Source organism: Nocardia vinacea (assembly GCF_035920345.1).
Lineage (GTDB): Bacteria > Actinomycetota > Actinomycetes > Mycobacteriales > Mycobacteriaceae > Nocardia > Nocardia vinacea_A.
Genome location: NZ_CP109149.1, coordinates 7,576,250 through 7,589,409, shown reverse-complemented (window position 1 = coordinate 7,589,409; position 13,160 = coordinate 7,576,250). Strand labels below are relative to the sequence as shown.

Below are 13,160 nucleotides of genomic sequence, written 5' to 3'. Positions count from 1 at the left end.
GCCCCGCGACCGCCAAGATCAACTACGGCACGGTGAGGCCGTCGAGCACGATGGTCAGGTACTGCTTGGCGAGGTTCTCGACGGTGATCGAGCCGCCGGGCTCGTACCACCGCACCGCAACCCAAACCGTGTCCCGGAGGAACCGGTAGGCCAATTCGACGTCGAGTTCCGGGCGGAAGCTGCCGTCCTCGACGCCATTGATCAACACCCGGTGCCACAGCTCGCGGAATTCGCGGTTGTAGTCCGCGATATAGGTGAACCGCTCCGAATCGCGCAGGCGCTTGGCCTCGGCCTGGTAGATCGCCACCGCGGCGTGTGAGCGGTCGAAGGATTCGTAGGACGCGATCACCAAGGCTTCCAAGGTATCTCGCGAACTGAGCCCGGAGGCCACGATCTCCCGATACCGGCCGAACAGATCGTCGAGAAAGCCGCGCAGAATCTCGTCGACCATCGACTCCTTGGAATCGAAGTGGTGATAGAGGCTCCCCGATAGAATCCCGGCCGCATCGGCGATATCCCGCACGGTGGTCGCACGCAGTCCACGCTCGGCGAACAGTTGGGCCGCGAGTGCGAGCAATTCATTGCGCCGAGCTGATTTCGAGGCGTCTGGTGCGGTCACACGGCCCATAATACAACCAAGCATTTGCTTGGGCTAGCGGCGTACCTCGATTGGTCAGCGCATCGAATAGCGCAGTGGTGACGACACCGACAAGTCGGCAAGGAGCCGGTCGCAGATCACGACCGGTGAGACGCCTGCGCGCGCCATCCGGGCGACCAGCGCGAGTCTGCGCTCACAGCTGTCCCATTCGACGGTCAGCGGACTGCGATCCGGGCCCGCGTCCACGGTGGCCATGACGCGCGGTGGGCCGAATGGAACCGGCTCCTCGATGAGTTTGAGGATCATGCCGCGCTGCCAGGCTCGATAGGTATCCATATCCGCGCCGACCACCAGCTTGTCCGTAGCGGCGCACAGGCCTTGGGCGATCTCGTCGGCGAATTCCACGCGATCGAAGCGGAATTTGCGGCATTTGCGAATGACGTCGAGCAGATCCGCTCGCACCTCGCACAACAGTGCCATTTGCCGTCGCCGCCTGCGGTCCTGTTCGGATCCGAGCGATGCGGCACTGCGCCCGCTGCGGCAGGCACGTTCGTAGTCGCGTGCCATATCAGCGCGCAGCGCACCGCGCGGATCGCGGGCGACCTCGGACTCGTCGATCGCATACTCCTCGAGAATCTGGGCGGCCCGGGCCGCGGTCGCGCGCTCGGACGTGTGGTCCATGAGTTCGGCACCGAGGGTGAGTGCCGCGAGCACCATGCTGTCCAGCCGTCGCCTGGCCAGCACGACTTCGCGCACCAATTCGAGTTCCAGTTGTTCGCGGGCCTGTGGGCGATCCTGCCCCATAGCCATCGCCCCTTAGGGGAGTGCGGGATTCGACCACTCCCAGCATTGCACACGTGGACACCCTGCGTCCCGGCCTTTTTTACCTGATCAGAAGGTGTCTGATGGCAGCGCCTTCGGCGCTGCGTGTTCGCGGCCCCTGGTGTCTCTCGTAAGACTCGCTCGGTTGCGGTCACTGATAGCGGATCGTTCAGCACCCAATGCACACGCAACGGATGGTCAAGCCGCGCGCGTGCGGCACACGCGCTTCGACGACTCGGACGCGAGCGAACGGGTCGCTCGTAAGAGTCGCCGTTGCGGTCACCGATAGCGGATCGCTCGGCCACCTATGCACACGCAACGGATGGTCAAGTCCCGCGACTGCGGCACATGCGCTTCGGCCTCTCGGACGCGAGACGGGCCGCGAACGTTGTTGCGTTGGTCAGGCGCGCTGACTGCTGATCGATACGACTTCGCCGGTGAGGTAGGTGGTGTAGTCACTGGCCAGCATGGCGATCGTGGCGGCGACTTCCCATGGTTCGGCGGCGCGGCCGAAGGCTTCGCGCTCGGAGAGGCGGTCGAGCAGTTCGGTCGAACTGACCTTGTCCAGGAAGGCGTGCCTGGCGATGCTCGGGGCGACGGCATTGATGCGAACGCCGAGTTCGGCGGCTTCAACGGCACTGCAGCGGGTCAGGGCCATGACGCCGGCCTTGGCGGCGGCGTAGTGGGCCTGGCCGTATTGCGCGCGCCAGCCGAGCACGCTGGCGTTATTGACGATGACGCCGCCGTGGCCCGCATCGCGGAAGTAGCCGAGGGCGGCACGGGTACAGCGGAAGGTGCCGTTGAGGGTGATGTCCAGGACTCGATCCCACTGCTCGTCGGTCATATCGACGACCGGGGTCTCGCCGCCGAGTCCGGCATTGTTGACCATGATGTCGATGCGACCCAATGCGGTTGCGGCGCCGCGGATCAACTCGTTGACCTGTTCGGTGCTCTGTACATCGCACACGATCGAGGCGACCCGGCGCTCCGGGAATTCGGCCTTCAGCTCGACCTCGGTTTCGGCGAGACGTCGCTCGTGCCAGTCGGATACGACTACATCGGCACCCTCGGCAAGCAGCCTGCGCGCGGTGGCGGAGCCGATGCCGGTGCCCGCCGCGGCGGTGACGACGGCATTGCGTCCGGTCAGCAGGCCGTGCCCCGGAATAGGCTGCGGCGCAATAGAAAGCGGTCCACTCATGAGCGAGCCTCCCGCGGCAGGCCGAGCACGCGCTCGGAGATGATATTGCGCTGCACTTCGTTCGAACCTCCGTAGATCGTGTCGGCGCGGGTGAACAGATACAGCCGCTGCCATTCGTTGAGATCGTGCTCATCGGCCACCAGACCGGCGGGGCCGAGCACGGCCATGGCCAATTCGCCGAGGCCGCGATGCCAGTTCGCCCACAGCAGCTTCGAAACCGAGGCTTGGCCGCCGTCGTCTGCGGTGCTGTCCTGCATGGTGCGCAGGGCGTGGGCGCGCAGCACGCGCAGGCCGACCCATGCCCGATCGAAGCGGTCGGCGATCAACGGGTCGTCGGCCGCGCCGGTGCGGCGGGCCAATGCCTCGATATCGGCCAGTTCGCGGGCGAAGCGGATCTGCTGGCCGAGGGTGGAGATGCCGCGCTCGAAGGTGAGCGTGCCCATGGCGATGCGCCAACCGTCACCGGGTTCGCCGACGACCAGGTCCGCGGCGGTGCGGGCATCGTCGAAGAAGACCTCGTTGAATTCCGAGGTGCCGGTCAGCTGGATGATCGGGCGGACCTCGATACCGGGCTGATGCATCGGAACCAGCAGGTAGGAAAGGCCCTTGTGCCGGGTCGAACCCTTTTCGGTGCGCGCGACGACGAAGCACCAGTCGGCCACATGGGCCAGCGAAGTCCAGATCTTCTGGCCGTTGATCGACCATTCGTCGCCGTCGAGCTGGGCGCTGGTGGTGATGGCCGCCAAATCCGAGCCCGCGCCGGGTTCGGAGTAGCCCTGGCACCACAGCTCGGTCACATTCCGGACGCCCGGCAGGAACCGCTCCTTCTGAGCCTGGGTGCCGAAGGCCAATACCGTCGGACCGAGCAGTTCCTCACCGACGTGGGAAACCCGTGCAGGCGCATTAGCTTTGGCGTATTCCTCATGGAAGATCACCTGCTGGCGCACCGAGGCCTCGCGCCCGCCCCACTCCTTGGGCCAACCCAAGCAGGTCCATCCGGCGGCGGCCAGATGCCGGTCCCAGGCGAGGCGTTCCTCGAAGGCCTCGTGTTCACGGCCGGGCCCGCCGAGTCCACGCAACTCGCGGAACTCGCCATCGAGGTTCTCGGCCAACCACTCGCGCACTTCTGCGGAAAACCGCGCGTCCTGTGCGGCAGTATTGTTCCCACCCCCCTGCGTTGTGCTTTTCCCGCCCCCCGTGGGCCCGCCCCCCTTGTCGGAATCTGATGCCTGGATCGCAACCACGTCGGTAGGATAACCTACCAAGCACTTGCTTTGTTAGAGGCGGACCGCTTTTATCGAGCAAAGGCAGCAAAAGACCCCGCCGACGGTGAGGACACCCGTGACAACCCCTGCACAAACGACACCCATGGCACTGCACGATGCCGCGCGCACCTTCGGCACCGCGCCCGCCCTCGGCGACGGCGAGATGCGGCTGGACTGGGCGCAGTTGCTATCGGCGGTGCAGGAGGTGGCGCGGGCCCTCATCGCCCGTGGCGTGCAGTCGGGCGATCGGGTCGCCATGTGGGCGCCGAATACCTATCACTGGGTGATCGCCGCCCTGGCCGCGCACTACGCGGGCGCGGCCTTGGTGCCGTTGAATACCCGCTACGTCGCGGACGAGGCCGCCGATGTGTTGCAGCGAGTCGAAGCCAAGGCGCTGTTCATTGCCGGAACCTTCCTCGGCCGTGATCGGTTGGCCGAATTGCGTGCCGCAGCAACGGAATTGCATATCGATACGGTGGTGGTCATTCCGGTCGAGTCGGATACCGACGATCCCACCGCGCTGAACTGGTCGCAGCTGGCGGAAATAGCCGAATCCGTCCCGTTGGCCGACGCCGTCGAACGCGCCGAGGATGTCGACCCCGAGGATATTTCCGACATCCTGTTCACCTCCGGCACCACCGGACGCAGCAAGGGCACGTTGGTCGCGCATCGGCAGGCGCTGTCGGTGGTGCGGGCCTGGGCCGAATGCACCACCCTCGACAGCTCCGATCGCTACCTGGTGGTCAGTCCGTTCTTCCACAACTTCGGTTACAAGGCAGGCATTCTCGCGTGCCTGGTGACCGGCGCGACGATCATTCCGCAGGCGACCTTCGATGTGCCGGTGACCATGCGATTGGTCGGCGAAGAGAAGGTCACGGTTTTGCCTGGACCGCCGACCATCTACCAGACGATCCTGGACTTCCCGGACCGGGACAACTTCGACCTGAGCACCCTGCGGGTCGCCGTCACCGGCGCCGCGACCGTACCGGTGGTGCTGGTCGAGCGCATGCGTTCGGAACTCGACTTCGATGTCGTCATCACCGGCTACGGACTCTCCGAGGCCGCGGGATTCGGCACCATGTGCGGCGCGGACGACGATGCCGCGACCATCGCGGGCACCTGCGGCCGGCCGATCGCCGATTTCGAACTGCGGCTGAGTCCGCAGGGCGAGGTGCTGCTGCGCGGCCCCAACGTCATGCTCGGCTACCTCAACGATCCGGAAAGCACCGCCGAAACCATCGATACCGAGGGCTGGCTGCACACCGGCGATATCGGCACGATCGACGAGCGCGGCTATCTGAAGATCACCGATCGACTCAAGGACATGTACATCTCCGGCGGATTCAATGTGTATCCGGCGGAGGTGGAACAGGCGCTGGCCCGGCTCGACGGGGTGGCCGAATCCGCGGTCATCGGGGTGCCGGATACCCGGATGGGCGAGGTGGGCAAGGCATTTGTGGTGCGCAAGCCCGGCGCGGAGCTGACCGAGGAGCAGGTGCGCGCACATGCGAGCACGGTGCTGGCGAATTTCAAGGTGCCGCGGTTCATCGAATTCCGGGACCAATTGCCCTATAGCGCGGCCGGGAAAGTGCTGAAACGTGAACTACGTGAGGAGAAGTCGTAATGTCCGAGATCCCCTATGAGCCGGACGTCGTCACGTATGAACGACGCGGGCGGGTAGCCATCGTGACGCTCAACCGGCCCGACTACCGCAATGCGCAGAATTCGGTGATGACCTACGCCCTCGATGCCGCCTTCGAGCGCGCGGTCGAGGATCCCGAGGTCGGCGTAATCGTCCTGGCAGGCAATGGAAAACACTTCAGCGCCGGGCACGATATCGGCACTCCAGGCCGTGATCACCATGTGCGCTATCAGAACAAGGCCGCGCTCTGGTGGGATCACGTCGACAAGGTCGGCGGTGACCAGCGTTTCGCGCGCGAACTCGAGGTGTACCTCGGTATGTGCCGACGCTGGCGGGAAATTCCGAAGCCGACCATTGCCATGGTGCAGGGCGCCTGCATCGCGGGCGGGCTCATGCTGGCCTGGGTCTGCGATCTGATCATCGCTTCCGATGACGCCTTCTTCTCCGATCCCGTTGTGCGCATGGGCATTCCGGGTGTGGAGTATTTTGCACATCCGTGGGTGATGGGTCCGCGCGCGGCCAAGGAGTTCCTGTTCACCGGTGACCGCTTCGATGCGGCGCAGGCGAAGGAATGGGGCATGGTCAATCGCGTCGTGCCGCGCGACCAGCTCGAGACCGAAACCCTCGAACTGGCCGAAAAGATCGCCACCATGCCGCAATTCGGGCTCGCGCTGACCAAGAAGGCGGTCAACCAGGCCGAGGATCTAATGGGCATGCGGGCGGGCATGGATTCGGTATTCGGCCTGCATCACTTCGCGCATGCGCACAATGCCGAGGTCGGCGCGGACTCGCTCGGCGGTATGAACGCCAAGTCGATGAAGGCCAACGCGACGACGGCCTCGACGTCCGAGCAGAACGGGACAACGTAGTGGATCTGGATCTCGATCAGGCGACGCAGGAATTCCAGCGGGACGTCCGCGAATTCCTCGCCGCCAAAAAACCAGCGAAACCGCTGCCTTCGATGGATACCAAGGCCGGGTTCGAAGCACATCGCGAATGGGAGCGCACACTCGCCGAGGCGCGGCTGTCGGTTGTCGCCTGGCCGCAGGAGTACGGCGGACGCGATGCCTCGCTGCTGGAGTGGGTGCTGTTCGAGCAGGAGTACTACGCCGCGGGTGCGCCGGGACGGGTCAGTCAGAACGGCATATTCCTGCTGGCGCCAACACTTTTCGAGCACGGCACGCCGGAGCAGCTGGAACGGATCATGCCGCGGATGGCGCGCGGTGACGATATCTGGGCGCAGGCCTGGTCCGAGCCGGAGGCGGGCAGCGATCTGGCCGGTATCCGCTCGACCGCGCGACGCACCACCGGCGGCTGGCTATTGAGCGGTCAGAAAACCTGGAGTTCGCGAGCAACGTTCGCGGACTGGGCATTCGGGCTGTTCCGCAGCGATCCCGAAGCTGTGCCCGATGCGGCGGATGCGGGGCCCTCCGTGGTTACGCAGGCTGCCGCCTCCGGGCCTGACCGCAGCCGCCGGGGGCGGCACAGGGGACTCACCTATGTGATGTTCCCGCTGTCCGCGGATGGTGTTTCGGTGCGGCCGATTCCGCAGTTGGACGGGGAGCCCGGATTCGCGGAGATCTTCCTCGACGATGTCTTTGTGCCGGATCGCGATGTGATCGGCGAGCCCGGCGACGGCTGGCGGGTCGCGATGAGCACGTCGAGCAATGAGCGCGGACTGTCGCTGCGGTCCCCCGGCCGCTTCAGCGCCACCGCGCAGCGGCTCATCGATCTCTGGCTCGACACCGGCGACCGCACCAATACCGCGCAGCGCGATGCGGTGGTGGACGCCTGGATCGGCAGCGAGGCCTATCGGCTGCACACCTTCGGCACGGTCACCCGGTTGAACGAGGGCGGCAAGCTGGGCGCGGAATCCTCGATAACCAAGGTGTTCTGGTCCGAATTGGATATCGCCATGCACGAGACCGCGCTGGAGGTCCTCGGCGGTGCGGCCGAGCGATCCGGGCCGTGGACCGACGGCTATCTGTTCTCGCTGTCCGGCCCGATCTACGCCGGCACCAATGAGATTCAGCGCAATATCATCGCCGAGCGGCTGCTCGGACTACCGAGAGGGAGCAGCCGATGAGATTCGCGCTCAGCCCGGAACAACTCGACTTCGGCACCAGCCTGCGCAAGCTACTCGACGCCGGACGGACACCAGCCGCCGTGCGCAACTGGGCCGCGGGCGATCCCCGGCCCGGGCGCGGGCTTATTCGACAGCTGGCCGGTGCGGGTGCGCTCGGTCTTGCCGTCGAAGAGCAGCACGGCGGTGTCGGCGCGGAGCCGATCGATCTTGTCGTCGCATTCCAGGAGATGGGCCGGGCTGCCGTGCCCGGACCGCTGGTCGAGACGGCGGCCGCGATACCCGCACTGCTGCAAGCCCTTCCGGATACCGCATCGGCCGCACGCTGGCTGCCCGAGTTCGCGGAGGGTGCGGCGCTCGGCACGCTGGCATTCACGTCGGCCGAGCACGGCACGGTCGCGTTGGATGCGGATACCGCCGATGTGGTGCTTATCGCCGACGGTAATCAGCTCCGCACCGGACATCGCGCGGGTCTGGTGCGATCGGTCGATCCGGCGCGGCGACTGTTCGTCGTCGAATCCGATGCCGTTGTCGCCGAAGGTGAGCAGGTTCTCGAGGCGGTTGCGGCCGCCTTCGATTCCGGTGCGCTGGCCAATGCGGCGCAATTGCTCGGTGCGGGACGGGCATTGCTGGCCGCGGCCACCGAATATGCCAAGCAGCGCAAGCAGTTCGGTAAGCCGATCGGCGAATTCCAGGCCGTCAAGCAGAAGTTGGCCGATGTGCTGATCGGGCTCGACCTGGCGGAGCCGCTGCTCTATCGGGCGGCATTGACGATGGGTGAAACCACACGCGGGCGGGACGTTTCGGCTGCGGTGATCGCCTGCGGTGATGCGGCCTATCGGGCGGCCCGCGCGGCGCTGCAGGTGCACGGCGCGATCGGATACACCGCCGAGTACGACCTGTCGCTGTGGTTGACCAGGGTGACCGCGCTGCGGTCCGCCTGGGGTACACCGGATCTGCATCGTTCCCGGATTTCCCGCGCACTGCGCGACGAGGCTGTTCGGGAACGAGCCTTGCGAGGTGCGAAATGACTGCATCGCATAGCGATTCGATGGGCGGTGGTGGTCGGGCGACGGGTGGGCCGAGCACCGAACATCAGGAATTCATCGCCTCGGTCCGGGCGGTGCTCACCAAGCACGCCGGATCCGCCGCCGTGCGGGCGGCAATGGATACCGAACTCGGCTATGACGAGACGCTGTGGCGACTGCTGTGCGAGCAGGTCGGTGTTGCGGCGCTGGCGATTCCGGAGGAATACGGCGGCTTCGGCGCCAGCTTGGTCGAATCCCTGTTGGTGGTAACCGAATTGGGGCGCACGCTTGCCGGGGTGCCGATGCTGGGTTCGGCCGTGCTCGGGGCGCAGGCGGTGCTGTTGTCCGGTGACAACGAGGCGTGTGAGCGGCTGCTGCCCGAGGTCGCCGAAGGCGCCCGCACGATCGCGGTGTGCTGGGCGGGCACCGGCGGCTGGGATGAGCCGGGTGTGCATTCCGAAGCCGGAACACTTTCCGGCACAGCGCATTACGTGCTCGATGGGTTGCATGCCGACACTCTTGTCGTGGTGACTTCTGACGGACTGTTCGAGGTCGAGTCGGGTGCCGCGGGCGTCACCCGGCGCGCTGTCCCGACCATGGATCCGACTCGCAAGCTCGCCGAAATCACATTTGCGGCGGTTCCGGCGCGGCGGCTCGCTTCGGCGGATCCGGCGCTCACCGCCCGGCTACACGAAATCGCTTGGGCCGCAGTGGCTGCCGAGCAGGTCGGTGCCGCGGAGCGGTGCCTCGAGATGACGGTCGAATACGCCAAGTCCCGGGTGCAGTTCGGGCGGGCGATCGGCAGCTTCCAGGCGCTCAAGCACCGCATGGCGGATATGTATGTGCTGGTGGAGTCGGCCAAATCCGCGTCCTATGCGGCGACGGTCGCGGTGGCGGAGCAGAGCCCCTCCGCTGCGGAGGATGTCTGGGTGGCGCGGACGCACTGTTCGGAGACGTTCACGACCATCGTGGCCGAGATGGTGCAGTTGCACGGTGGCATCGCCATCACCTGGGAACATGACGCGCATTTGTTCTTCAAGCGCGCACATGGTGATGCGCAGTTGTTCGGGCAGCCGCGCAGGCCGCTCACGCAACCCACCTGACAGCCCAGGGGACGCTATCGTTTGTGCAAGTCCGGTACACACCATGGCCATACATAGTTAGCGTATGTAATAATATTGTGTGCAGCAGGCTCGAGCGGCAACAGCAGATGACATCGTGGTCAACCTCCTCGTCACCGCGGGCCGGCTGACCCGGCTGGCCGGGGTGATCAGCGGCGACGATCTACCGCGAGCAGTGATGCGCGCACTAGCGGTGCTCGACGAACACGGCGCGGTGCGCGTCAGCGAATTCGCTCGTATCGATCGATGTTCACAGCCGGCGGCAACGGCGCTGATCGGCAAGCTCGTCGCGGACGGATACGCCTCCCGACGCAAGGATCCGGATGATTCCCGGGCCGTCGTCGTCGAACTCACCCCGGCCGGACGCACTCGCCTGACGCGTGCCCGCGGCGCCTTCGGCGCGGCGATGACGGCGGGGCTCACCGGTTTCGATATCGAACGTTTGGCCCGCATGGAAAGCGACATGAAGGAACTGCTGGACGCACTGAAGAAGTCGATGCCGCAGCATCTGTCCAGGTCGCGATAGCCGATTCGACTGGTCGGATCGCCCGCCGGAGTACGGTCGGAGAGTATGACCGATGAGAAGCGTGGCCGAGTCAAGGTAGCGACCAGCCAGAAGCGAGTCCGGGTCTACCTCGGCGGCCAGTTGGTCGCCGACACCTCCCGACCGGTCCTGGTCTGGGAGAGTCCGCACTACCCGACCTACTATCTGCCCGTCGCGGATCTGCATGCGAAACTCGAGCCGAACGGCACCAGCGCGAAATCCCCGAGCCGCGGCACCGCGACCGGATACGACGTGGTCGTCGACGGCACCACTGCGTCCGGAGCCGCGGTGCGCTATCACGACTCCCCGTTCACCGAACTGAACGAGCTGGTGCGCCTGGACTGGAACGCCATGGACGAATGGTTCGAAGAGGACGAGCCGGTCTACGTCCACCCGCGCGATCCGTACACCCGCGTCGATATCCTCGCCAGCTCCCGGCATATCCGCGTCGAAATCGACGGCACCACCGTCGCCGACTCGCACTCCCCCCGCATCCTCTTCGAAACCGGCCTCCCCGCAAGGTATTACCTCCCCCTGACCGATGTCCGCCAAGACCTACTGAAGCCCTCGACGACCCACACCAGCTGCCCCTACAAGGGCACCGCCGACTACTGGACCGTCCACATCGACGGCAAGGAATACCCGGACATCGTCTGGGGCTACCGCACCCCACTCCCGGAAAGCCAGAAGGTCGCGGGCTTGGCCTGCTTCTACAACGAGAAGGTCGATATCTACCTCGACGGCGAACTCCAGGACCGCCCGAAGACGCCGTTCAGCTGACCGATTGCCGAAGCTCGGCTGATCAGACCGCGATCAGGGGTGGCTGGTCGTCGGCGCGGCGGTATTGGCCTGGGGCCTCGCCGTATTCGCGTTTGAAGGCCTTGGCGAAGGCGAATTCGGAGGTGTAGCCGACCTTTCGGGCGATGGCGCCGAGGGGGCTGTCGGTGTCGCGGAGCAGGCGGGCAGCGGTGAGCATGCGCCAGCGGGTGACGTAGGCCAGGGGTGGTTCACCGACGGTGGCGGTGAAGCGGCGGGCCAGGGTCGCTCGGGAGACGCCCGCAATATCGCTGAGGTCGGGGACCGTCCAGGTGCGGGCGGGTGCTTCGTGTACGGCGCGCAGTGCGGCGGCGACCGCCGGATCGGCGAAGGCTCCCGCCCAACCGGTGGCGGGTTCGTCGACGGCCTGTTCGTCGAACCAGGCGCGCAGCATGAATAGGAGCAGGGTTTCCAGGATGGCGGGGACGGCGGCATCGCTGCCTTGTTTCGGTTCGGCGACCTCGGCGGCGAGCAGATCGACGGCGGCGCGCAGGGACGGGTGGCGGCCGGGACGTGCTGGGAGATGGATGAATTCGGGGAGTTCGTCGAGCAGCGGGTGGCTGCGCTGCCTGCCGAGTTCGTATGCGCCGCACAGCAGGGCGGTGCGCGCACCCGGTCCGGTGATCTCGCGCGGCTCCCCCGGCTGCGCCTTCTCGGTGACCGGGCTGTCGAGCCGGTCGAGCAGATCGTGGTCGGCGCCGCGCGGCATGAACAGGACATCGCCGACACCGAGAGCTATCGGTTCGCCGCCGGTCGGCACCGCCCAGCACGAACCCTGCAGCACCACATGGAAACCCGCGCCGGGGACGACCGGATAGGCACGGCCCCACGGTGCGTGCCGGATGAACAGGCCGGAGGTCGGATTGCCGGTGCGGATGGCGGCGATGGTTTCGCTGAGGATGTCCACTTGTTCACCATACTCTCCTAATGAGCGTTTCAGACATCAGACTGCGCATATTGGCCATTCATATACTCACAAGCTGTCTATAACGTCTTACTCATGACAACGACGAAGATTGCCGTCTACGGCGCCACCGGCCACACCGGCGGCTACCTACTCACCGAATTGCATCGACGCGGAATCACCCCGATCCTGGTGGGCCGCAGTGCATCTCGGATGCAGGCGGCAGCAGTGGCAGCCCGGGTGCCGGATGCCGAGATCCGGGTCGCGGCACTCACCGATCACGACGCACTGGTCGCCGCCTTCACCGACGCGGACGTCGTCATCAGCAGCCTGTCCGCGTATGTACACAATGGCGAGCCGGTGCTGGCGGCGGCCATCGCGGCCGGGGCGCACTACACGGATCTGTCCGGCGAACAGCTTTTCTTAAAGCGGGTTTTCGACGAGTACGGCCCGAAAGCCGAGGCCGCGGGCGTGACGGTGGTCCCTGGCGTCACCGACAACAATGTGGCGGGCGATCTGCTCGCCCACCTGACCGCGCGCCGACTGACCGGACCGGTCGAGATCGTGCTCAGCCATCTGAGCAAGAGCGGTGGCAACGGTTCCAAAGGCAGCGCGAAGACGGTCTTCGCCAGCCTCGACTGGTTCCGCAGCGGCGGCTGGCACTTCCAGGACGGCGAACTGAGCACCGGCACCAGCGCACGTCACGCCGAGATGACATTTCCGGGCCACACCGCGACCACCTCGGTTGCGAAATTCCCACAGCCACCGGTGATCACGATCCCCAGGCACACCGATGTGTCGTATGTGGAAGGGGTCCTGGACACCGCCATCCTCGACCTACTCGGTTCTTTCACCGAGGAGATCATCGACTCGCTCCCCGACGAGCCGAGCTCCGACCTCCGCTACGACGTGGTCGTGGATGCCTTTGACACCAGCGGACATTCGGCCCGCGGCGTGGTGAGCGGCGGCGACTCCTACCGTGATTCAGCTTTGGAAGCAGTAGAAATCGCAGTCCGCCTGGCGAAAGGAACAACCAAGCCCGGCACATTGTCCGTAGCCGAAGCCTTCGACGCCGCAGAACTCCTCGATGCCCTCGCTCGCTTCGATATCACCTGGCGCATCACCGAATAACGCCGCGC

At 65.8% G+C, this 13,160-nt stretch carries 13 protein-coding genes; 8 read left to right on the top strand and 5 right to left on the bottom strand.

The annotated features are described in order from the left end of the window. Window positions 1-22: 22 nt before the first annotated feature. The 4 genes from OIE68_RS34505 to OIE68_RS34490 form a co-directional block, all read right to left on the bottom strand. Window positions 23-628: a TetR/AcrR family transcriptional regulator gene (locus tag OIE68_RS34505; RefSeq protein WP_327095141.1), complete on the bottom strand. Its 606-nt coding sequence runs from the start codon at window positions 626-628 to the stop codon at window positions 23-25. 45 nt (window positions 629-673) lie between these two features. Beyond that, window positions 674-1,402, bottom strand: a complete 729-nt coding sequence (locus OIE68_RS34500; RefSeq protein ID WP_327095140.1) for a hypothetical protein — start codon at window positions 1,400-1,402, stop codon at window positions 674-676. Window positions 1,403-1,820: 418 nt separating this feature from the next. Further along, the gene (locus tag OIE68_RS34495; RefSeq protein WP_040696844.1) at window positions 1,821-2,618 is read right to left on the bottom strand and encodes an SDR family oxidoreductase; all 798 of its coding nucleotides are present in this window, start codon (window positions 2,616-2,618) and stop codon (window positions 1,821-1,823) included. Beyond that, window positions 2,615-3,862, bottom strand: a complete 1,248-nt coding sequence (locus OIE68_RS34490; protein WP_419150606.1) for an acyl-CoA dehydrogenase family protein — start codon at window positions 3,860-3,862, stop codon at window positions 2,615-2,617. Before OIE68_RS34490 ends, OIE68_RS34495 begins: the two co-directional genes overlap by 4 nt. 97 nt (window positions 3,863-3,959) lie before the next feature. Here OIE68_RS34490 and OIE68_RS34485 point away from each other — a divergent pair, with 97 nt between their 5' ends. The 7 genes from OIE68_RS34485 (at window position 3,960) to OIE68_RS34455 (ending at window position 11,081) form a co-directional block, all read left to right on the top strand. Continuing rightward, window positions 3,960-5,507 carry a FadD3 family acyl-CoA ligase gene (locus OIE68_RS34485; protein ID WP_327095139.1) on the top strand — a complete coding sequence of 516 codons (1,548 nt, stop codon included), beginning with the start codon at window positions 3,960-3,962 and terminating at the stop codon, window positions 5,505-5,507. Further along, a complete protein-coding gene (locus OIE68_RS34480; RefSeq protein ID WP_327095138.1) occupies window positions 5,507-6,394 on the top strand; it encodes an enoyl-CoA hydratase in 888 nt (295 codons plus the stop codon). Before OIE68_RS34485 ends, OIE68_RS34480 begins: the two co-directional genes overlap by 1 nt. After that, window positions 6,394-7,611 carry an acyl-CoA dehydrogenase family protein gene (locus tag OIE68_RS34475; RefSeq protein WP_327095137.1) on the top strand — a complete coding sequence of 406 codons (1,218 nt, stop codon included), beginning with the start codon at window positions 6,394-6,396 and terminating at the stop codon, window positions 7,609-7,611. Before OIE68_RS34480 ends, OIE68_RS34475 begins: the two co-directional genes overlap by 1 nt. After that, the gene (locus OIE68_RS34470; RefSeq protein ID WP_327095136.1) at window positions 7,608-8,639 is read left to right on the top strand and encodes an acyl-CoA dehydrogenase family protein; all 1,032 of its coding nucleotides are present in this window, start codon (window positions 7,608-7,610) and stop codon (window positions 8,637-8,639) included. Before OIE68_RS34475 ends, OIE68_RS34470 begins: the two co-directional genes overlap by 4 nt. A gap of 20 nt (window positions 8,640-8,659) precedes the next feature. After that, on the top strand, window positions 8,660-9,739 hold the full coding sequence (locus OIE68_RS34465; protein ID WP_327101928.1) for an acyl-CoA dehydrogenase family protein: 1,080 nt from the start codon (window positions 8,660-8,662) through the stop codon (window positions 9,737-9,739). Between the two features lie 79 nt (window positions 9,740-9,818). Then, the gene (locus OIE68_RS34460; RefSeq protein ID WP_327095135.1) at window positions 9,819-10,283 is read left to right on the top strand and encodes a MarR family winged helix-turn-helix transcriptional regulator; all 465 of its coding nucleotides are present in this window, start codon (window positions 9,819-9,821) and stop codon (window positions 10,281-10,283) included. 45 nt (window positions 10,284-10,328) lie between these two features. Beyond that, window positions 10,329-11,081 carry a DUF427 domain-containing protein gene (locus OIE68_RS34455; protein WP_327095134.1) on the top strand — a complete coding sequence of 251 codons (753 nt, stop codon included), beginning with the start codon at window positions 10,329-10,331 and terminating at the stop codon, window positions 11,079-11,081. 22 nt (window positions 11,082-11,103) lie between these two features. Here OIE68_RS34455 and OIE68_RS34450 read toward each other — a convergent pair whose 3' ends face one another. Next, window positions 11,104-12,024, bottom strand: a complete 921-nt coding sequence (locus tag OIE68_RS34450; RefSeq protein WP_327095133.1) for an AraC family transcriptional regulator — start codon at window positions 12,022-12,024, stop codon at window positions 11,104-11,106. Window positions 12,025-12,117: 93 nt separating this feature from the next. On the opposite strand from OIE68_RS34450, the gene OIE68_RS34445 reads away from it, so the two are divergent. Then, the gene (locus OIE68_RS34445; RefSeq protein ID WP_327095132.1) at window positions 12,118-13,152 is read left to right on the top strand and encodes a saccharopine dehydrogenase NADP-binding domain-containing protein; all 1,035 of its coding nucleotides are present in this window, start codon (window positions 12,118-12,120) and stop codon (window positions 13,150-13,152) included. Window positions 13,153-13,160: the final 8 nt, after the last annotated feature.